The sequence below is a fragment of the Lacipirellulaceae bacterium genome (genome assembly GCA_040218535.1).
Taxonomy (GTDB): Bacteria; Planctomycetota; Planctomycetia; order Pirellulales; family Lacipirellulaceae; genus Adhaeretor.
Window position 1 is genome coordinate 176,300 of sequence record JAVJRG010000009.1, and the last position, 21,106, is coordinate 197,405.

The window sequence follows — 21,106 nt, forward strand, 5'->3', positions numbered from 1 at the left end:
TAGTACTAGACAAAATCAACTAGGCTTTGCGACGAACGCAACCAGCGAGCGTTAAAGCCATACCAACGAGCAACAACGAAGTTGGCTCAGGCACAGCCCCTGCGGAGGCAACCGCGGCACCGGCAGTGCCGTACTGAGCTTGCCAGTCAGCGATCGTTACCCCTGGGAAGTCGCCACGTTGAATGGCCAGGAAGTCCGCTCCGTCAACCAGCCCACTGTTGTCCACATCGGCACTAACAGCAGTCACGACGTTGAAGGTTCCAGGGCTACCGATATCTCCACCTGGGTGGAACGGAATCATCCCGCTGGGATCTTCCACTTCTGCAGCGAAGAACGACCCTGGAAAGTCGCCATCGGCCGATAGCTGCCATTCCGCACCATCATTCTGGCTCGATTGTCCAGTGGTCCCATCGATGTCGACGTTCGAGAGGTCGAGAATGTAAATCGAACCGGCGTTGTTGTCGAGAGGAAACGGTGGATCGTCCGTATAAGTTACTGCAGCGACTGCGAGGTCCGTTGTCCCAGCTGCGTCATCCGTGTTGTAGTCCGTCACATTGCTCCAGAGTCCGATTGAGTCTCCGCCATTGGAAAGCCCAGAGCCCAAGTTATCCACACCAATGAAAGTGATTCCGCGAGCTCCGGTTGGGTCCCAAGCATCGGCGACTTGATCCGCGGTGATTTCGCTGCTGTCGTAGAACAGAGCCGCTTCACCCTGGGCAATGGTGCCCGAAGCAATGTTGCCCGTGACAAGTTGGCCACCATCGTCATCACTCAGGACGTAGCCACTGAGGTCGACCGCAGCACCAGTGTTATTGTAGATCTCAATCCATTCCCAGTCGGGCTCATTAGAGGCCGCGTTGTACATGATCTCGGAAATAATCAGGGCACTGGGAATGGCTCCTGAAGCGGTAACAATCCCCGGATTCCCGATATCCGCTGTGCTGTTGAGCGTGCCCACCAATTGTGCTTCGACACTGGTAGTAGCACCGTTGACGCCTGTCTGGCTGACTGCCCAATTGCCACCTACTTGATTATCACCGTTGCCAGTCCAAGTCATCGAAGATCCGTTAACCGGTCCTGGAAACGCTGCATCAGAATAATTGATGCTGAACTGGGCGTTGTTGAAGCTACCTACCTCATTGGTACCGTTCCCCGAACCATCGTCGACTAGGTCTGCCTGATAATCGGCCAAACTTGCCCAAAAGCCAATGGATTGGAAGTTTGAGCCCTCAGTGTTAGAAAGGCCGGGCCAGAAGCTACCTGCCATCAACGGTACCGAAGGGTCTAGTCCCCACGCTGCGCGAAAAGGCGCGTCGTTGAAGGTTCCCGGAGAAGAGCCACCATGAAAACCATCATAGATCACGGCAACGCCGCCAGCAGGTACAATGGTATTCGGTGAGTTCGTATTGGAGACGATCGTCGGATTCGGGTTAGTTATTTCGCCATCACCCAAATTGAAAGCTAGCCACCCAGCCATGTCGATGTCGGTGCCACCCGTGTTACGGACCTCGATCCACTCCCAAACATCTTCATCAAGTGGGTTGTACATGATTTCGGTGACTTCAAGCTGAGCTTGAGCGAACTGACCGCCAAGGGCCAACACGCCGACGGCGGTGAGTACCGCAGATGTCGACCGGATGTAAATCCAAACCTTCCTCAAATCGCACTTCATTGAATCTTCCCCTCTGTTACATAATTGATCAACAAGGATAGTTGTAAATTCAAAACGGGTGGTTGTTGCGTCGTCGTTATCTGAACGATGAATCAATAGGCCAAATTGCTTACCAGAGAGTATTGGGCTGCCTCATTACCCAGCAGCTCTGTTCCGGCGTGCACAAATGTAAAGCACTTAAATTACGCTTCAAGATAGAAGACCAAGACTCGTCAGCGACATGACCGGCGGACTCAAACACTATCTCGCTTAAAACACTTGGCATCCAATGCATAAAGCGACGCCAATTTGTCATTCTAACAGCAATTATCAATCCAATCCAGAAACTGACCCTAATCGCTTAGCGTCAATCTAACGAAACGTTGTTAGGATTCCATGAGTAAGCCTTAGATTGCTGAGAACCGCAAATAGCTCGGATATATCGGGCTACTTAGGCCCGAGATAATCTATTAGGGCCGTTGCCTCAATCTAAATGCTTACACACAGGGGATTTCCGCTTTTTCGCTCCTATGCGCAGGAGATTATCTCCGGCCGATGATTTCTATCGACCCGAGTGACTGAAATTGAATCCCGGCCACATGGGAATGCAATTAGCTGGAATATTTCCCGCAGTTTCGAGCAACATCGGGCAATTCTTCACAGAATCAGGCTATATTGAGTTTTGAATTTATACACGGTCTATTAACGATCTTACTTAGATGAGTAGGATCAGCGTGACACTGCGTCTCTCGCTGATGTTGCTACTTGATGAACCCGGAGATGGCAAATGAACAGGAAGAAATCAAGCGCCTTCACTCTCGTCGAACTGTTAGTCGTGATCGCAATCATCGGCGTACTCGTGGGGCTATTGCTGCCCGCCGTCCAAGCGGCTCGCGAAGCGGCCCGTCGCAGCCAGTGCATCAATAACGTTCGGCAAATGGCACTCGCTGCAGCTAACTACGAAAGCGCTAACGGGGTCTTTCCACCTGGTCGGCTGACTCCCGATCGAGCGAATGCTGACGGAAGCGAAATCTCAGGCTACTCGAACTACCAAGACGTCTCTGTTGATGAGAAAACAGGTTTTTACTCAGTACACATTTGGCTGCTCCCCTACATGGAGCAGCAGAATGTGTACAACCTCATCAATTTTGACATCGCCCAAGTCAAGAAAATGCTCAATCCGACGAATCCGCACTTCGATGCCTATTCAACAGCACAGGGTTTATTCCTCTGCCCGAGCGACGGAAACGTAGGAAGAATCATTTCAGAAAACAACTATCGAGCGAACTTCGGCGGTTCAACGCCGGCAGCCGGCGGGGACGGTAGTGCCGAGATTGGTTTTGGAAGGTTCTGGGCTGTTGGAGGCAACGGAGCCTTCACGATTGGCGAGAAAGGCTTGAAAGCCTCGAGATTTGAAGATGGACTTTCTAATACAGCCTTCTTTTCTGAACGCATCAAAGGAACTGGCGGGTCTTCTACGGACTTGCCCTCACAAGGAGAAATGCGACGGCTCGACAGTGGCATTACGACAACTGTAAGAATCGATAATCTGTTGCAGAACTGCCGTAACCAAGCCCCTGAAGTGAGCAACTTCAATTTCGCAGGAGCAGGCCGTTGGCTTGATGGATCTGACTGGTCAAACGGCTGGCCTTTCGCAGGCTATGATTCAACGCAGTACAACCACGTTTCACCTCCAAACTGGGAGGGAGTCGACTGCGGCGTTAGCTTCATTCCAGATACTCCTTTTGAACATGCTATTGTCGGTGCACGAAGCGACCACAACGGAATTGTCGTCGTCGGTTTCGGCGATGGACATACCGCAAACATCAGTGACTCGATCAACATTGATGTCTGGCGCGCACTTGGTTCTCGTAACGGCGGCGAGGTCGTACCCGAGACCTTCTAAGTAATGCCCTCAGCTGCAGTTAAATTTTTGTTTCTTCAGGCACTCCTCCTCTCCAGTGGCTGCGGTGGCTCGTCAACCGAGGCCGTCGAAGAACGGAAGAGTTCGCAAGAAGCTTTCAACGAAGCCGAGACAGCCTTCGGCAGCAATGACTACACAACCGCGGCAGCGAAGTATGCCGAGGCAATCGAAGCTGCAGGACTCTACCCTGAGCTGTACGACATAGCGCGGGCTAAACTCATTGTATGCCTTGCCGCGCAAAAGAAGTTTAGCGAAGCAGAACAAGAGCTTGACACGCTCAAGAGTCAACACCTTGATAAGGCGGTAGTCCTCGCAGCGGAGAGCTACCTACTCTCAGCCCAAGGCAAGAAGTCAGCAGCCAAGAAGGCCTTTGCTCAGGCACGCAAGATTCGTCGCGGAATCAAACCGTTCGGTAAATAGCACGTCGCGAGGTTTCTCCATGCATCAGAGCTTCCGTCGGTCGTTTTGCTGGCTTGTTTTCTTTATGGCTAGCTGCCTACAGCCGCTTGTTGTCTCAGGGGCCGAAGAACGGCCTTCACAGAAAGTTCGCTTCGCCACGTTCAACGTCTCTCTCTACGGAGAACGCTCCGGCGAAGTCGCCAACCGCATCGCCGACGGCAACGACCCGCAAGCTCGCGCGCTCGCGGAGATCATCCAACGCGTGCGCCCAGACGTTCTTCTACTCAACGAAGTCGACTACACACCCGACGGGCTATTGCAGCGGACCTTTCACGATCGATATCTCGCGGTCAGTCAGAATGTGACCAAGTCGCCCGATGGCCTCACAAAGCCCATCGAGTATCCGCATCGCTACTCGGCTCCTTCCAATACCGGCGTACATTCGGGACGCGATCTCGACCATAACGGAGTGATCGATTCACGCCCCGGCAGCAACGATTATGGCGCGGACTCGTGGGGCTACGGTCGGTACGAGGGCCAATATGCAATGGTCGTGATGTCGCGGTTCCCGATTGACAAGGAGAACATTCGCACGTTTCAGAAATTCCTCTGGCAAGACATGCCCAGTGCTAAAGTCCCAAATGAGGTCGAGTCGCCTGCCAGTTGGTACACGCCGAAGACGCTCGATCACTTTCGGCTAAGCAGTAAGAATCACCTCGATGTGCCCCTCTTGATCAACGGCAAACGCGTCCACCTGCTTGCTTCACACCCCACACCCCCGGGTTTCGATGGTCCGGAAGATCGCAATGGGCTACGCAACGAAGCGGAGATCCAATTCTGGGTCGACTACATTAACCCAGAGCGAAATTATCACTACGACGACCGCGGGAAGACTGGCGGACTCCCCGGCGATGCTCTCTTCGTTGTTGCTGGCGATTTGAACGCTGACCCCATCGACGGCAGCGACAGTCCCGCGATCAATCGGCTGCTTCGATCGTCGCGAGTCTCCCAAGCCGAGGCTCCCGCTAGTCGGGGTGGAGAGGAGCAAGCGAAAAAGCAAGCGGGGGCGAACCAAAGTCACAAAGGCCCCGACAAGCACGACACGCTCGACGCACCTGATCGAGAGGACAAAGGCGATCCGGGCAATTTGCGTGTCGACTACGTCGTTCCATCAAAGGGGTTCCGCGTGATCGAAAGCGGCATCTTCTGGCCCTCGTCGGACGACCCACTCTCAGAACTTACCGGCGAGCACCCGTTCCCAAGTTCTGATCATCGCCTCGTGTGGGTCGATGTTGAGTTCGAGTAGCCAAACTCATGAGCCGATTTGCCAAGCCTTCTTGAGCCGAGGAGCGTAAGCTCTCGGGTTTCACGCCAGCCAGTTCAACCCGCGGGCTGACCCCTCGCGGCTCATTACTTGCTCTCTCCAAGATCGACGATTCTTATCTTGCGAAACTTCACCTCGTCGCCGTGGCCTAAGAACCCGAGGTGACCCTTGGTTCGTTTGAGTCCTGGATGCTCACGGCCATCGATTGTCTTTCCCTCGGGGGCAACCTTCTTCAGATTGACGTCGAGAATCTTCCGCTTGTTCAGCGTCACGATCAGCCGATCACCAACCAGCATGACCTCTTGTTGATTCCACTCACCCACAGGCTTGAGCGCCCCACGCTTTGCAGCCGCAATCCCGTAGGCACTGCCGTGATACTGATACGGTTGCAACCCGGCAAACTTCTCAGCCGCGTTGTCGAGGATCTGCAACTCGATCCCTACGTAAGCCGGGTCGCCTTTCAGTGGCGAGCGAATTCCTAAGCCGTTGTTCGCACCAGGCGAGAGTTGAAACTCAAACCGCAAGACAAAGTTGCTGTACTCCTTCTCTGTAAACAGATTGCCAGCGGTCCCCTTCTGGCAAACAATTGCCCCGTGTTCCACACGATATGCCTTTTTCGCCCCCACCCAGCCACTTAGTGCTTTCCCATCAAACAACGGCGTGAAGTCTGACTCCTTCAAAGAGGGTGACTTGAACACTTCGAGCTTCGCTGCCCAAGGCTCCGGCGTAACCGTGTCTTTCGCTTGGCACAAAGAATGTTTCATTCCAAACATGAAGAGAACGGAAAGGACAATCCCTCGAACGAACAGGCGCAAAGCGGGGCTCAAGAGTAGCATAGGGTCTCTGCTTCCTCATCTAGGATGGCTGTGTCGTCGACAAACCTACTGATAATTTACGAACCACGAATCTTACGAATAGCACGAATAATAGTAGCTATGTTATAAGTTACCAACAAACTGATCTGTGTTATTCGTTTGATTCGTGGTTCTCTATGAATTCTGAAACGATGAAGTCTGAAACATGGCCTCTTGGGGTGTTCACCAGCGTCGATGCCGGCTTTGGCGTGAAGCTGGAGGTCGCCGCCGAGCTTGGCGTGCCGACAATGCACTTGCATGCGCCTAGTAATCTGAGCGATCCCGTCCAAGCCGCCCAAGACTTTCGAGCAAAGTCTGCCGATTTCGAAATCGAGCCGACGGTCATCTTCACTGAGTTCGGCGACGAAAGCTACGAGAGCATTCCCATCGTCAAAGAGACGGTCGGATTGGTGCCTGAGTCAACCCGAGAGAAACGATTCGAAATCCTCAAGAGAACGGTTGTTTTCGCTGAGGAACTGGAAGTCGACGCCGTGGGACTCCACCTAGGATTCGTGCCGCACGACTCAAGCGACCCCGCCTACGGAGCCATCCTCGAGACGCTGCAAGACGCGTGCACTTTTGCAAAGACCCACCAGAGAAATATCCACCTAGAGACCGGCCAAGAACCCGCCGACGTTTTGCTGCAATTCCTGAAAGCAACCGACCGCGCGAACCTCTTCATCAACTTCGACCCCGCCAACATGATCCTCTACGGTTGTGGCGAACCTTTGCCGGCACTCGAACAACTTGCCCCCTTCGTCCGGAGCGTCCACTGCAAAGACGCGATCAGCAGCGGCCAACCCGGCGTGACTTGGGGTGAAGAGAAAACACTAGGCGAAGGCGACGTCGGGATGCTTGAGTACTTGCAGGTTTTGAAGAAAATTGGCTACGAAGGTCCACTCACAATCGAGCGAGAGATCTCTCAAGAACCCGAACGACAAAAAGCAGAGATCGGAAACGCTGTTAAGTTACTTGAGAGACTCAAGCAACAGCTACTGTAGGCTAACACCATCTCATCCAGTCAATCCTGTTAATCCTGTCCAACAAATATGGCTGTTAAAACTCGCCTCTCGATAATGATGTTCCTCCAGTTTTTCACCTGGGGAGCATGGTTCGTCACGCTTTTCTTGTGTCTTGATACGGCAAAGCTTTCCGACTTCACGGGAAGGGCCTATCAGAGCGCACCGATCGCAGCAATTATCGCTCCGCTGTTCTTGGGGCTGATTGCCGACCGGCTGTTTTCCTCACAAGTTGTCCAAGGCGTGTTGATGCTAGTCGGTGCCGGGCTGATGGCCGCGGCGGCTCAAGCGGTGACGGACGGCAATGGCGGTCTCGCCGTGTGGCTGTTCATTGCCTACATGCTCTGCTACATGCCGACGCTTGGGCTGGGCAACTCGATCGCTTTCGCGAATGTCGAAGACCAAAACGAATTCCCCGCGATTCGCGTTTGGGGAACCATCGGCTGGATTGTCGCCGGACTGACCGTTGGTGGACTGGGTTGGTCGGATAGCATCAAAATGCTGTGGCTGGCGGCTGGCGCATCGGCGCTCTTCGGCATCTACAGTTTCACTCTACCGAATACACCACCACCGGCGAAGGGCAAGCCGCTGAACATGGATAGCCTGCTGATGGTCGATGCATTCAGGCTGATGAAAAGCGTACCGTTTGCTGTGTTCATCATCTGCTCAACGCTGATTTGTATTCCGCTGGCTTACTACTATTCGTATGCCTCTGGAGTACTCGCTGATATCGGTTTCAAACAACCTGCCTCAACGATGACGATCGGCCAGATGAGTGAGATTGTCTTCATGCTGCTGGTCCCGTTCTTTTTCCGACGGCTCGGTGTGAAGTGGATGATCCTCGTCGGTATGGCCGCTTGGGTGATTCGCTACGTCCTGTTCGCCTACGGCGCACCAAACCAAGCGGTCTGGATGATCCTGCTAGCCGTCGCGTTGCATGGCGTCTGCTACGATTTCTTCTTCGTCACCGGCTTCATGTACACCGATCAAAAAGCTCCTCCTGAAGTCCGCGTGCAGGCACAAAGCATGTTGGTCTTCTTCACTCAAGGCGTTGGGATGTATATCGGCTATGCGGTAGCCGGCTGGCGGCTTGGTGAAACCATGACCAGTCGCAAGGAACTCACCGATCAGTTTGCAGAGAATGCCTCGGGGGAGAAAGTCGATTTCTTCGAGTCTTTCACACAAATGTTTAGCGTTTCGATCCCCGAGGGCGTCGACTCCGCACTGCTGGACAAGACACTCAACCAATGGAAAGAATTCTGGCTGCTGCCCGCCGGGATGGCAGCAGTAATCTTCGTGATCTTTCTGCTAAGCTTCTGGGAGAAACCCTCGATCGACGAAAAAATCGCCGCCGACCAAAATGCCGATGATGCTCTGCCTGCTGAGGTGCCCGCATGATCTACGCAGTAGTCTTCGGAAAGGGATTCACTTAGCAAGCTAACCGCCTAGCTTTACTAGGAGTCGCACCTGTTTCCCTGCAGGCAAATTCACCCTCCACTTGCCATTGGCTTCCCCGTGGACGCCTTCACCTTCAATTCCCGAAATCTTTAGGCGACTGCCGAGGGATACGGCTTGCTCAAGGCGACTGGTCAGTTCAAGGTCGATTCGGCCTGCTGGCAGATCCCAAGCCAGCCGATCAACCACGATGCCGGTCCTGGCCAAGATGCCCTTCAGTTCTCCCCGCGGTAAATGTTCCTCAGAAATCCCAGGCAGTAAATCCAACTCACCCGGACGAGAGATGAGGCACATCTCCGTAAGAATGGCCGGCAGCGAAAGGATCGAATCAAGATTGTAGATCCTCCGATTCGGATTGTGTGAACTGATGTAGCTGCTGTAGAGGAAACCACTCCTGGCATAATCGTTGAGCATCGACCACACGATGGACGGTTCGTGCAGACGCGAACCGAAGAAGCCAAGTTCCATGAAACCATGCGCGCTCTTATTGCCCTGCCCTGCTCCGATCCGCATTTCAATCGCACGCTTCGCAGCTTCGTAGAGCTGGGGCGTATTCGGCGTAATGTCGATCCCCGGATAGACCGCGTGCAGGTGCGAGTTGTGGCGATGGTCATAGTTGTCAGCAACGCCCGGATAGCTCCACTCGGCAATGGCACCATCCTCATTGATGCGATACTCCGGTAGTTTCTCAAGCACCGCTTGCAGCTCGGGAATCCGTTCCTCCTTGATCCCCAGCACCCGGTAAGCCTCGATCAACGCGGAAAAACTCTCGCGAATGATGGCAATTTCCGAGGTTGCATTCGGAGCACCGGGCGTATTCGGCGAGCTGTTCTCCGGCGAGATACTTGGGTAGATGAGATACTTCCCGTCGGGTCCTTCCATGCCGTCGAGAAAATCTTCGTAGAACAGTGCGACGTTCTCCAGTAGCGGCACAACACGGTTCGCAAGAAACTCTTCATCCCCCGTAAACAGATAATGTTGCCAGAAGTAAGCACCCAACCATCCAGCGGCACCCGTCCAGCCTTGCCAACCAGCAATAGCTAAGCCATGCCGCCAGCCGTGGGCAATGGCTCCCATGTAGCCGCGTGCCCCGTACAATTGCGAGGCGTTTCGTTCCCAATCCGGATAGAGCGTTTCGATCCAGCCGAAGTAGCTGTCCATCGCCTCGGGCAGATTTCCAACGCTGCCGTAGGAAATCGCCAGGTTCAAGTTCGAGTCATTGGTGTAATGCCCCCACCACATCGGCTTCCAAGTATCGCCCCAAAGCCCCATGAGCGTCGGGGGCAGTTCACCACTACTAGAGATCAGGCAGTAGCGACCGACCGCATAGATTAACTCTAGAAACGCTGGTGTTGGGCCACTCTGAGCCGCCTCGGCAATAATCTCTTCGGTCGTTCTTCCTACTCCATAGTGTTTCTTGTTGTTGGGGCCACCAATTCGATAGCTCACGCGGCGGAACATCTCGCCGTGAACCTTCGCATGGCTTGCGAGAAGTTCGTCGTAATCTGTACTAGACGCGTCTAACTCAGCACGCAATTTGTCTCGGTTCGCTTGGCTTGCGACCGGTAGAAACTCAACACGTGCGAGAATGAGTACTTCATCAGCATCCTTGATTCGGATGCGATCCTTGCCAGCGGATGTCGTTCCGCCTGTCGTGATAACCCGAGCGAGAACCTGGTAGCCTTCCGCTTCGGCGAGCCCATGCAGGTGCTTGTACTGAGTTTGCAGGTACATTTCATCATCGCGATGCTCAATGGTTGGAGCTTCAATATCTTTCTCGTCCCACCCTTTTCGTGCCGCGAACATCACGTCCAAGTTCAGCGGAGCGCCTGTCGGACGTTTCAACCGAGTCACGATCACGTTATCAGGCCGCGAAACGAAACAACTCCGCTGCCAATCGCCGCGATCATCCCGCCACCGCACATTGATTTCGCCCGTGTCGAGTGTGAGCGTCCGACGGTAATCAGTGATTTCTCCCAGCTTCGGGATGGAGAACTTCAAATGAAGCGCCGGATGCACATAGTTCAATCCGAACCGCGGTCCGGGACGAATCAGTGCTTCCTTGGGAAACATTTTTGCATTCCCGTTGCCAAATTCATTAAACACCGTCGAAGCTGCCGGGCTCCACTTTTCTTGTTTCGCTAGCTCACGAGCCCGGGCCATCGCCTCTACCATGTTCGGCACATCGGGCTTCACCGGTTGGGCGGGCACCCAGAGCTTTTCATGATTGAGGACGATCGTCTCCTCCAGAGGATTGCCGTGCACCATCACCCCTTGGCGACCATTTCCGCTGATGAGCGCATCTTCCCAACGCTTCGCGGGCTGGTTACTGGTAAGGACGATCGGCTCGGCATCCTCAGCAATCACTGATTCTTGCAGAAACAATGCTGACGCAATGAGAGTTACCAAAGCGGCTCGAGCCGTAGAACCTAATCTCATCTCAACAGATCCTCGCAATATCAAATCACTTAGAGATAGAATGAACCACGAAGAGCGCAAAGGACACCAAGAAATCGTTGGAGCAGTCCACAGCCTCCAACAATCCCTTCGTGTCCTTTGTGCTCTTTGTGGTAATCAGAATTCCGTCACGCCAAAATTTTCTTGATCACATGCCCATGCACGTCGGTCAACCGAAAGTTGCGGCCCTTGTACTTGAAGGTCAGCCGCTTATGCTCGATGCCCAGCAGATGCATCACGGTGGCGTGAAAGTCGTGGACGTGGAAGGGATCTTCCGCAGCGGTGAAGCCCAGCGGGTCGGTCTTGCCGTAGGTGATGCCCGGCCTCACGCCGCCGCCGGCCATCCACATCGCACCGCTCTTGATATGATGATCGCGACCTGAGCCCTGCGACATTGGCGTGCGGCCAAACTCGCCGCCCCAGATCACCAGAGTATCTTCGAGCAGCCCACGCTGCTTGAGATCTTTCAGCAAGGCCGCGCACCCTAGATCGACCTGTTTGGTGAGCTTCTTCATGCCGCTGGTCACCGCACCGTGATGATCCCAACCGGTGTGGTAGAGCTGCACGAAGCGAACTCCGCGTTCCACCATCCGCCTCGCCATCAGGCAGTTGGAACCAAAGCTCCCATCGGGTTGATTCTTAATACCGTACATCCCTCGCGTCGCGACAGTCTCTTCAGCGAAATTTGCGAGCGCGGGAACACTCATCTGCATTTTAAACGCGAGCTCGTATTGATCGATTCGCGTAGCGATCTCAGGGTCGAGCATCTGCTGGTTGTAGATCTGATTCATCCCAGCAATCGCGTCGAGCGTCCGCCGCTGGCTCCCTCGATCAATCCCTGCGGGCGAATTGATGTAGTTCAACGGTAATCCAGTGCCGTAGAACTCGACCCCCTGATGCACGCCGGGCAAAAAACCGTTGTGCCAACCCGTTGTGGGCACCGGCTGTCCTTCATCACCTGAACGCATCACGACGAACGCGGGAAGATTATCCGCTGGGCTCCCCAAGCCATAAGAGCACCAGGAGCCCATACTCGGCCTACCCGTGATTGCGGTGCCGGTGTTCATGAACGTATGAGCCGGGTCATGGTTCACTTGCTCAGTTTGTAGCGTGCGAATGATGCACAGCTCGTCGGCCAGCTTTTGCAGGTGCGGAAAGAGGTCGGAAATCTCCTGCCCCGATTGGCCATAGCGATCAAAGCCGATCTCCGAGCCCTTGCAAGTCAGCGTCGAGTTCTGCAAAAACGCCAACTTCACGCCTTTGGCCAAGTCCTCCGGCAGAGACTTCTTGTCTTGCTTGCGTAGCTCCGGCTTGTTGTCAAACGATTCAAACTGACTCGGCCCACCCGCCATGTAGAGATAAATCACACGCTTCGCTTTGGGAGCATGATTCGGAAAGCCCCCAACACCTGGAGCAGCGGCCAAAGCTTCGCGACCGATCAAACTCCCTAGTGCAGCCACACCAAGCCCGGTCGCCGCTCTGCTAAAGAAATGGCGTCGGGTGTGGTGAGTAAGGATTTCGCGATCGAATTGATTCATCATTCGAAAACAATTTTTGACTTAAGTTCGGGTAATAAACTCATGCAAATTAAGCAGTCCGCGTGAGACGATCGTCCAAGCCGCTAACTCAGCAGCATCGACTGAGCTTTCTGCCTCGATTTGACCTACTTCTAAAAGCTGTTGGGCTGCCTTGGGGTTGTTCTTGTAGTGCCTGCGTTGCTCGCGGAGCAGATCTGTAAGAAGAGCCAACTCCTCTTGTTTTGGCTCTCGTTGTAACGTCCACTCAAAGGCGAGGCGTAGTCGCTCGGCGTCGTCCACTGCCTCCGCCTTGAGTGTTCTCTCTGCCAGTGCGCGAGCTGCCTCAACAAACTGCGGATCGTTGAGCAACGTCAGTGCCTGCCCCGGCGTGTTGGTCTGGTTTCTTCTTGCCGTGCACTCTTGCCGCGTGGGTGCGTCGAAAGCCAAGAGTGCTGGGTGAATGTTTTGTCGCTTCCAAAAGGTGTAGAGCGTTCGCTGATACTGCGATGCCTGCTCCGAGGTCTTCCACAGCATGTGACGACTACCCCACATAATCTTGCTCGATACTTCCCAATACTTCTTCGGCTGATACGGATAGAAGCTTGCCACCGGCACTTCGTCAGTCAACTGCAATAGGCCAGCCGCTTGCAACGCCGAATCGCGAATCTCTTCCGCCGTATGCCGATGACGGCTTTGCCGCGCGTGCCAGCGGTTGCCCGGATCGCGCTTCGCCAAATCGGGTGTGGGCTTGGAACTCAGACGATACGCGTTGGTCGAAACCAACAGCTTGACCATGTGATTGCGGTCCCAACCACTCTCAACGAATTCCGCAGCCAACCAATCCAGCAACTCCGGATGCGAAGGCCAATCCCCCTGCCCGCCACTATCCTCGAGCGTCTCACTGATGCCGCGGCCGTAGAATTGCTTCCAAAGCCGATTGACGAACACCCGTGGCGTGAGAGGGTTTTCCTCTGACACTAACCACTGTGCCAAATCTAAACGCGTTGGACGCTTGCCATCTTCGCCGACAGAACCTAAGAACTCTGGAACCGCAGGGCCAACGATCGGCCCCGTCGTGTCCATGAAGTTGCCCCGATTGACTAGTCGCGTCTCCTTCGGCTCTCCCGATTTGCTCACTAGCACCGGCATACTCTCGCGGCGGAGGCCGTAAAGCTGGTTCTCCATCTCCCGCAACTGCGTCATCAACTCAGGCTGCGACTGTTCAAAATAAACCGCCTGCGCGATTTCTTTCTGTAAGGCATTGCGTCGAGCCGCCGCGGTCATGAGGGCCTGCTTCGGCAAGCTCATTCGTTTTTCAAAGGTCATGCGGTAGATCGGCTTCTCCCGCCAGCGGCGGATCATGGTTTCGCCGAGACGAAGTTCCTGCGCTTTGTCCGCCCGCACTTCCCAGCCACTTTCGCCCCAACCAACACGCCCCCCCCGCTGTGCCCATGCCATGCCAACGCACTCATGGTCGTTCGCTTTGACGAACTTGCTCTTGGGGATTCGTAAGCGCACCCAACCACCCGCTTTCGGCAGCTCGCCCAGGTGAACTAACCGTTTGGGATTCATCCAATCTTTGGCTGTCTCGAAAAGAGCTTTGTCTTTTTTGCCCCAGTAGTAGGCCTCGTCATAGTCGGGCTTCCACCCCATGCGGCCATAGGCACCATGCAAGATCTGAACAGCCAGATGCTCCGGAGGATTGTCTGGGTCGATATATACCTCGGCGTAGAAGGCTCCTTCCTTGCCGGGGAAGTCACGTTTGGAATAGCCAGTCATGCTCTCAGCGATGTAATGACGTTTCCACTTCTCTGACTCGCCTGTGACCACTCGAGCAGTGCGACCTTGCCAACTCGTCGTGTCGAATTCCCCTCCCACCTGACGCGGTGCATGGGGTACTGCAGGGATCCACTTAAAATCGACTTGCTGTTGCGCGTCTTTCAGCTTCGCGCGGATGTCCAATTCCCAATCAGACTGATTAGCCTCAAGCTTTGCTGCGAGTTCGTCTTTTGGGTTATGGATTTGCTCGTACAACTCGGCAACTTGGCGTTCTAATCGCTTATCGAGCTCGCTCTTCTTATCCTGCTGATAAACGTAATGCAACGGCACGCGACGATCACCGGGCGTGTAGACACCTGTCTCGACCAAGTCATCAAAGAACGCTGCCAAGCTGTAATAATCTTTGGCGGTAAGTGGATCGTACTTGTGATCGTGGCACTCCGCGCAACCGGTTGTCAGCCCCAACCAAACGGTACCGACCGCGCGAACGTGTTCACCCTTGAGGGCGTAGAGTGCTTCTTTATCAATCACTCCCGCCTCGCAATTTGTTTTGACGATTCGGTTGTAGCCCGAAGAAATCAATTGCTCGTCGGTCGGATTAGGAAGCAAGTCGCCGGCGAGCTGTTCGATCGTGAACCGATCGAACGGCATGTTGTCGCGAATCGCGTTGATCACATAAGCACGATACGCGCCCGAGGCGATCGGCTCGTCACTCACCATGCCTGAGGAGTCAGCCCAGCGGACAAGGTCAAGCCACTGCACGGCTTGGTGTTCAGCATATTCCAGTGAATCCATCCACTGATCGACCAGTCGATCAAACGCTGCCATCGAGGGATCCGCCTCAAACCTCTTTACTTCTTCGTAGGTCGGTGGCAAGCCGCGTAGATCGTAGCTGAGCCGGCGAATTAATTCGCGGGGCGTTGCTTCTTCAACCGGCTGTGCCTGTTCGCTTCGCCAACGCCTCTCCAAGAATGTATCAATGGCGGCAGGACCATCGACTTCACCCTCGACTGGCGGTCGTTCGAGCTTGCGGAACGCCCAATGTTCCTGATACTCGGCTCCTTGCTCAATCCAACGCCTGAGGGTTTCTTTCTGCTGATCAGTCAGCGAATAGACCGAATCGCTGGGTGGCATTTTCAGATCAGGGTCGTTTGAGAGAATCCGGGCAACGAGCTCAGATGCCTCTGCCTTGCCTGGAACGATCGCCGCGTAGTCTCCCCGGTCTTCGGTTGCGCCCTCAAATGTGTCCAACCGTAGTTCGGCACGACGGTTGTCCTTATCGGGACCGTGGCAGAAGTAGCAGTTTTCGCTCAGGATGGGGCGGACATCTCGATTGAACAAGACGGTTGTGTCACGCTCGGCAGCGGTCGAGACGAGCGGGTAGCATGAAGCGACCAACACAAAGAGACAGAAAGCGGGAACAGTGCGAATTGAATACATTCTAATCGATTATATTTGCCAGGACTGCCACACAAAGACTACGTCTGGATGCGAGAGAATCGCACTCGCAAATCGGAAATTGGGCAATAAATAGGCAGATATAGCTTCAGAAAACCTCGAGATTCACCTAGAACCCAAGCTCAACAAGCGTCATGTCTCGGGCCCCTTCCTGTCCTAACAGACACGCCCCGCATCAACCCCGCGCCAGTGCGTCGCTCTGTTCGACGAAGTCGTCCCCGTCCCACTCGGCATCTTGCTTGATCATCTGCTTCTTCTCGTGCTCCGCTTTCTTCGCAGCACGAGCCTCGGCTTGACGTTTCACAAGATCAGCATGCGTCGTGAAGAACTGCAAGCTGTGACCCTTGAAGTCTTCGAGCGTCTCGAAGTTGTGCTTCTCCATGAAGGCGAGCAATTGCTCCTTCATCTCTGCGACACAACGGTACCCCATCTTCATCACGCCGGTGCAGACCTGGACGGTATCCGCCCCCAACAGAATGAATTGCGCCGCGTCGTTGCCCGTTTCCACACCACCAATCCCTGACAGCGTCCGGCCAGGAAATTCCTTGTCGATGCAGGTCGATATCTCCATGCACATCCGTAGCGCGATTGGCATCACCGCTTGACAGGAGTAACCTCCTGGCGTCGTGTAGCCTTCCACGCTCGGTTCAGGACGAAGCGTGTCGAGATCAACACCGATTACGCTGCGAATCGTGTTAATCGCCGCGACACCTTGGCAGCCAGCTCTTAACGCTGCGCGTGTCGGATCTTCAATGTGAGTGACGTTCGGCGTGAGTTTTGCCCAGACGGGACGCTTGGCGACTTCCATCACCCAGCCACAGACTTCCTCTAGGATATCCGCGTTCTCGCCCATCGCCGCGCCCATGCGTCGCTCGGGCAAACCGTGCGGACAACTCATATTCAGTTCAAACGAGTCAACACCCACCTCTTCGCAACGACCGATGATTTCCTGCCAAGCGTCTTTGTTGTATTCCTCCATAACCGACGCAATGAGGATGCCTTCGGGATACTTGTCTTTAATCTGCTTGAACTCGTCGAGCCACGTCTCAAAAGAGCGATCTGAGATCAGCTCAATGTTCTCCCAGCCGTAGATTTCATTCGACTCCCGGCTCCGCAACCGCACGTAGCGCGGCTGAACGTTAATGACCTTGGACGCGTCGAGGCTGACCGTCTTGCAAATGACTGCCCCCCAGCCTTCGTCGAAGGCCTTACCGATCACGTTGGCATTGGTACCCGGAGGGCCCGAACCAATCACGAACGGATTTGGGAGTTTCATTCCATCGATGGTGGTTTCGAGTGTTGGCATGATATTTGACAGGATTTACAGGATGGGCGTTCGGTTCAAGCAGGTCTGATAGACCCGAAGGGTCGTAAGCACGTAGCCAGGGGCGTGAGCCCCTGGAACGAAAAACAAAAAACATGGATAAGCCCCGAAGGGGCGAAAGTTGTTTTTAGTAAGACTATTTCTGTCGCTCCTCCGGAGCTTGCGACTACCGAAACAACTAACCAGGGGCTGACGCCCCTGGCTACATGCTAACGCCCCTACGGGGCGAGTTGCAAATCATTACGAAATCTTCTTGATCCCGCATATCCCGTTAGCCTGTCTAACTTCCCGCTAACACCTCATCCAGCATCGCCAACAGGTAATCAGCGTCATCTTTGGTAATACACATCGGCGGTTTAATGCGTAGCGTGTTTCCATAGAGCCCACCCTTACCAACGAGTACGCCGCGGTCACGCATCGCTTCCATCACATCGGCGGCTTCGGTGTTGGCCGGTTCTTTGGTCTTGCGATCGCGGACGAGTTCAATTCCCAGCATCAATCCCATGCCGCGCACCTCACCGATGATTGCGTGTTTTTCTTGCAACGCGAGGAAGCCGTCCTTCAGGTGATTGCCAACTTCCAACGCATTCTGTTGGATGCCGTCTTCTTCGATCACTTCAAGCGTGGCCAAGCCTTGCGTCATACTGATCGGGTTTCCACCGTAGGTGTTGAAGTGAATTCGGTTTGTCATCACTTCGGAAATCTCTTCAGTGGTTGTGAACGCACCGAGCGGGATACCGTTGCCGATTCCCTTGGCCATCGTGATGCCATCGGGGACGACATCGTAATTCTGATGCGCCCAGAAGTGAGTGCCTGTGCGCCCAAACCCGCCCTGCACTTCATCAGCAATACAGATGCCCCCATGCTGGCGGACGATGTCGTAGACGATTTGGAAGTACTCTTTGGGCGGCGTTACAGCACCGCCGACACCCTGAATTGGTTCGCCAATAAAACAGGCCACCTCGCCTGGCGTCTGATATTCAATGACTTCCTTGATGTCGTGAGCACATTTCAGATCGCAACTCGGATACTCCAACCCATAAGGGCAACGGTAACAGTAGCCGGCATGTGAATGAACAATCCCTGGCGATTGATTCGACTTAAACTTCCAAGTGCCATGTGCCGTGAGGCCCATCGTCGTGGCCGTGCCGCCGTGGTAACCGTTGCGTAGTCCAATAACTTGTGTGTTGCCGGTATGCTCGCGGGCGGAAAGAATCGCCACTTCATTGGCTTCGCTACCACTATTCGTGAAGTAAGTGCGGCTGAGCCCGTCGGGCATCTTCTCGGCGAGTTTCTCCGCGAACTGCGCGATGGTCGGATGCAGATAGATGGTCGTTGTGTGTTGCAATTGCCCCGTCTGCTGTTTCACCTTCTCAACAATTTTCGGATGGCAGTGTCCTACGCTCACGGTCACAATTCCCGCAAAAGCGTCGAGATAACGCGTTCCCTGGTCGTCCCACACGTACTGCATGTGCCCTTCGACCACCATCATCGGCTCACGATAGTACGTGATCACACCGGGCGACACATACTGCTTCCGCAGGGCTATCACCTCATCGCGTGAGGGACCCGAATAAGGTGTCAGCTGGTGGTCAATGATAGGGAGTTGCATTTTCGTTTCGGTAGACATATCACGGCTCGCTTTATTTCAGACAGGATACCAAGGTGCTCTAGATCGACTGGATTTCCAGGTGGAATCTATTTCATTCGATCTTGTTGATCCTGCCAATCTGGTTATCCGGTCATTCCTTCGTTCTGCAATTCATCCAAATCGCCAGCCTCGGGTACTAGCACCCCAGGATCGTGCAGTCCCCGTTCTTCCTTACTTCCCGGGATCAAGTTATCGAGTGCAATCCCAATGATCGCCGCCACGGCCATCCCCGTAGAACCAATCGAAACGACGATCGACTGCAACTCAACGGGCAAACGTTCCAACAGCCCTTCAACCGTCGGCTGATACATGGCCACGGTCTTGCCAGCGATTAGGTTCGCTTCTTCCGTGAACGAGGAGAAATAGGCCGGCATGCTCAACCCCATGAACAGCGCGAAGCCGCCGATCAGCAAATTGCGATCCGACCGCAAATCGCACTTCGCAAACTGCTGGACGCCGACGCCACTGATCAGCCCGAACATGACACAGTATAGACCACCGACGACCGGACCGGGAATCGCCGCCGCCAGCGCACCGAACTTGCCGAGGAATCCTAACGCTATCAATAACACAGCCCCAATCTGGACAACATAGCGGCTTCCTACTTTCGTCAGGCCGATCAGGCCGACGTTCTCTGAGTAACTCGTACTACTGAATCCACCAAATACACCGGTCAGAAAACAACCGATCCCTTCGCAGCCAATGCCGCGCGAGACTTGCTCCGGTGACGGATCACCTCCGCCCGCCATGTGACTACACGCATGATAATCGCCAAACGATTCGATCATCGACGCCAAGTAGCCAGCAAGCACCGCGATTACGAAACCGAGTTCCCATTTTGGGAAACCCCAAGGGAAGAAAACCTCCCGCGGATCATACCTGACCCATCCTGTCGACTTTGCAGCTTCTAAATTGACATAGGAGGGGTGATCTTCACCGTATAAACCTGCTGCAGAAAGTCCCCAGCAGAGTGTGACAACTACCACCAAAGCCGAGAGAATCGGAAAGAGCTGAAACCAACGGTTCGAGCGTGAAAGGACGAGCGAAAAAAGAATGATCATGACAATCGTCAACCCGGATATCGTCCAGTCCGTCCCCGCCTTGGGAGCACCATGCTGAAACAGTGCTAGCCCGATCAGCATGATTACCGGACCCACAACAACCGGGGAAAGAATCTTCCGCACCCAGCCCATCAAGCCGGAAAAACCGATCACCATTTCAAACACGGCACCCGCCATCACCGCCCCGGCGATGTACTGCATCATTTCCGCAGGCTCGCCTCCGCGATCTTTGACCGTCAGGATGATGCCGAAAAAGGCAGCAATGAATGAAAAGCTTACTCCCTGAATGATCGGCAACCGTGAACCGAAGGTCGCCTGAATAAGCGTGGCGACTCCGCTACACAGCATCACTGAAGAGATCAACAAGCCGATCTGCTCGAGGCTCATTCCCATCGCGGGACCGAACAGCAAGGGAATCGCCACGGTCGACCCGAACATGGTCAACACATGCTGCACTGCCAAGATGATGGCCTTACCCAGTGGCGGCTTGTCGTCGAGGCCGTAGATGATCGAGTTCGTGGGTGTGTTGGTCATGCTGTCCTACTTAGAGCGGTGCCGCCGCTTTCCTCGGGCTCTTATGTTACAATACTTTTATGGAAACCCAAAACCCATCAACTGACGCGTCAGCCACCGTCGTAGGCTTTGGCGACGAACTGTTGGATCGGATGGTCCGTGCCGTGGAACTTGTCAGAGAACGATTGAAACGCTCCACCGCCGCTCTTGATGCTGCAGGTGTCCCCTACGCCGTGATCGGCGGCAACGCGGTCGCCGCCTGGGTTTCGACCGTTGACCCCGGTGCCGCTCGCAATACCGTAGATGTCGATCTGATGATCAACCGCAGTGACTTCGAAGCCGCCAAAGCAGCCCTCGAAACGGCTGGCTTCGTCCACTACGAACTGATGGACGTCCCCATGTTCCTCGATGGGCCCGATGGCAGTCTCCGCGACGCGGTGCATCTACTTTTTGCGGAAGAGAAGGTGAAAGAGTCGTACTATGCTTCCGCACCACGACTCAGCGTTAATAAATCCGTCGAATCGTATGCCCTGCTTCAATTGGAACAACTGCTCACGATGAAGCTCACTTCGTTCCGCCGCAAAGACCAAGTTCACGTGCAAGACCTTATCGGAGTTGGCTTAGTGGACGACAGTTGGAAGGAGCGATTGCAGCCCGAACTTGCCGATCGACTGCAAGAACTCTTGGACGACCCGGAGGGCTGACGCAACCGACTCGGAT

Annotated in this window: 14 protein-coding genes; 6 read left to right on the forward strand and 8 right to left on the reverse strand. The window is 54.5% G+C overall.

The window, feature by feature from the left end:
- Nucleotides 1-19 precede the first annotated feature (19 nt).
- Complete coding sequence (locus RIB44_11680; protein MEQ8617247.1) at nt 20-1,672, reverse strand: lamin tail domain-containing protein; 1,653 nt, start codon at nt 1,670-1,672, stop codon at nt 20-22.
- A 766-nt stretch (nt 1,673-2,438) separates the two neighbouring features.
- Here RIB44_11680 and RIB44_11685 point away from each other — a divergent pair.
- The 3 genes from RIB44_11685 to RIB44_11695 are packed head-to-tail and all read left to right on the forward strand — an operon-like array spanning nt 2,439 to nt 5,280.
- Complete coding sequence (locus tag RIB44_11685) at nt 2,439-3,557, forward strand: DUF1559 domain-containing protein (protein MEQ8617248.1); 1,119 nt, start codon at nt 2,439-2,441, stop codon at nt 3,555-3,557.
- A gap of 3 nt (nt 3,558-3,560) precedes the next feature.
- The gene (locus tag RIB44_11690) at nt 3,561-3,995 is read left to right on the forward strand and encodes a tetratricopeptide repeat protein (protein MEQ8617249.1); all 435 of its coding nucleotides are present in this window, start codon (nt 3,561-3,563) and stop codon (nt 3,993-3,995) included.
- Between the two features lie 19 nt (nt 3,996-4,014).
- Nucleotides 4,015-5,280 (forward strand): endonuclease/exonuclease/phosphatase family protein, encoded by a 1,266-nt coding sequence (locus RIB44_11695; protein ID MEQ8617250.1) that lies wholly within the window; start codon nt 4,015-4,017, stop codon nt 5,278-5,280.
- Between the two features lie 104 nt (nt 5,281-5,384).
- On the opposite strand, the gene RIB44_11700 is transcribed toward RIB44_11695, so the two are convergent.
- Nucleotides 5,385-6,062, reverse strand: a complete 678-nt coding sequence (locus RIB44_11700; GenBank protein ID MEQ8617251.1) for a DUF1080 domain-containing protein — start codon at nt 6,060-6,062, stop codon at nt 5,385-5,387.
- A 242-nt stretch (nt 6,063-6,304) separates the two neighbouring features.
- Here RIB44_11700 and RIB44_11705 point away from each other — a divergent pair, with 242 nt between their 5' ends.
- Together RIB44_11705 and RIB44_11710 are read left to right on the forward strand one after the other, a co-directional pair.
- Nucleotides 6,305-7,153, forward strand: coding sequence for a sugar phosphate isomerase/epimerase family protein (locus RIB44_11705; GenBank protein ID MEQ8617252.1), 849 nt, complete (start codon nt 6,305-6,307; stop codon nt 7,151-7,153).
- Between the two features lie 48 nt (nt 7,154-7,201).
- Complete coding sequence (locus RIB44_11710; protein MEQ8617253.1) at nt 7,202-8,569, forward strand: MFS transporter; 1,368 nt, start codon at nt 7,202-7,204, stop codon at nt 8,567-8,569.
- A gap of 39 nt (nt 8,570-8,608) precedes the next feature.
- Here the strand turns inward: RIB44_11710 and RIB44_11715 are convergent, their stop codons facing one another.
- The 6 genes from RIB44_11715 to RIB44_11740 form a co-directional block, all read right to left on the reverse strand.
- Nucleotides 8,609-11,065, reverse strand: coding sequence for a glycoside hydrolase N-terminal domain-containing protein (locus RIB44_11715; protein ID MEQ8617254.1), 2,457 nt, complete (start codon nt 11,063-11,065; stop codon nt 8,609-8,611).
- 146 nt (nt 11,066-11,211) lie between these two features.
- The gene (locus RIB44_11720) at nt 11,212-12,624 is read right to left on the reverse strand and encodes a DUF1501 domain-containing protein (GenBank protein MEQ8617255.1); all 1,413 of its coding nucleotides are present in this window, start codon (nt 12,622-12,624) and stop codon (nt 11,212-11,214) included.
- Nucleotides 12,625-12,642: 18 nt separating this feature from the next.
- On the reverse strand, nt 12,643-15,780 hold the full coding sequence (locus RIB44_11725; protein ID MEQ8617256.1) for a PSD1 and planctomycete cytochrome C domain-containing protein: 3,138 nt from the start codon (nt 15,778-15,780) through the stop codon (nt 12,643-12,645).
- A gap of 232 nt (nt 15,781-16,012) precedes the next feature.
- Nucleotides 16,013-17,143 (reverse strand): NAD-dependent dihydropyrimidine dehydrogenase subunit PreA, encoded by a 1,131-nt coding sequence (gene preA, locus RIB44_11730; GenBank protein MEQ8617257.1) that lies wholly within the window; start codon nt 17,141-17,143, stop codon nt 16,013-16,015.
- Nucleotides 17,144-17,441: 298 nt separating this feature from the next.
- A complete protein-coding gene (locus tag RIB44_11735; protein ID MEQ8617258.1) occupies nt 17,442-18,791 on the reverse strand; it encodes an aspartate aminotransferase family protein in 1,350 nt (449 codons plus the stop codon).
- Nucleotides 18,792-18,895: 104 nt separating this feature from the next.
- Complete coding sequence (locus RIB44_11740; protein MEQ8617259.1) at nt 18,896-20,407, reverse strand: solute carrier family 23 protein; 1,512 nt, start codon at nt 20,405-20,407, stop codon at nt 18,896-18,898.
- A 59-nt stretch (nt 20,408-20,466) separates the two neighbouring features.
- Between RIB44_11740 and RIB44_11745 the strand changes: the two genes are divergently transcribed.
- The gene (locus RIB44_11745) at nt 20,467-21,090 is read left to right on the forward strand and encodes a hypothetical protein (protein MEQ8617260.1); all 624 of its coding nucleotides are present in this window, start codon (nt 20,467-20,469) and stop codon (nt 21,088-21,090) included.
- Nucleotides 21,091-21,106: the final 16 nt, after the last annotated feature.

Coding starts and splice junctions, on each gene's coding strand:
- RIB44_11705 (MEQ8617252.1), top strand. CDS start 6,305: ATGAAGTCTGAAACATGGCCTCTTGGGGTGTTCACCAGCGTCGATGCC.
- RIB44_11685 (MEQ8617248.1), top strand. CDS start 2,439: ATGAACAGGAAGAAATCAAGCGCCTTCACTCTCGTCGAACTGTTAGTC.
- RIB44_11735 (MEQ8617258.1), bottom strand. CDS start 18,791: ATGTCTACCGAAACGAAAATGCAACTCCCTATCATTGACCACCAGCTG.
- RIB44_11680 (MEQ8617247.1), bottom strand. CDS start 1,672: ATGAAGTGCGATTTGAGGAAGGTTTGGATTTACATCCGGTCGACATCT.
- RIB44_11745 (MEQ8617260.1), top strand. CDS start 20,467: ATGGAAACCCAAAACCCATCAACTGACGCGTCAGCCACCGTCGTAGGC.
- RIB44_11740 (MEQ8617259.1), bottom strand. CDS start 20,407: ATGACCAACACACCCACGAACTCGATCATCTACGGCCTCGACGACAAG.
- RIB44_11720 (MEQ8617255.1), bottom strand. CDS start 12,624: ATGATGAATCAATTCGATCGCGAAATCCTTACTCACCACACCCGACGC.
- RIB44_11715 (MEQ8617254.1), bottom strand. CDS start 11,065: ATGAGATTAGGTTCTACGGCTCGAGCCGCTTTGGTAACTCTCATTGCG.
- RIB44_11690 (MEQ8617249.1), top strand. CDS start 3,561: ATGCCCTCAGCTGCAGTTAAATTTTTGTTTCTTCAGGCACTCCTCCTC.
- RIB44_11710 (MEQ8617253.1), top strand. CDS start 7,202: ATGGCTGTTAAAACTCGCCTCTCGATAATGATGTTCCTCCAGTTTTTC.
- preA (MEQ8617257.1), bottom strand. CDS start 17,143: ATGCCAACACTCGAAACCACCATCGATGGAATGAAACTCCCAAATCCG.
- RIB44_11695 (MEQ8617250.1), top strand. CDS start 4,015: ATGCATCAGAGCTTCCGTCGGTCGTTTTGCTGGCTTGTTTTCTTTATG.
- RIB44_11700 (MEQ8617251.1), bottom strand. CDS start 6,062: ATGAAACATTCTTTGTGCCAAGCGAAAGACACGGTTACGCCGGAGCCT.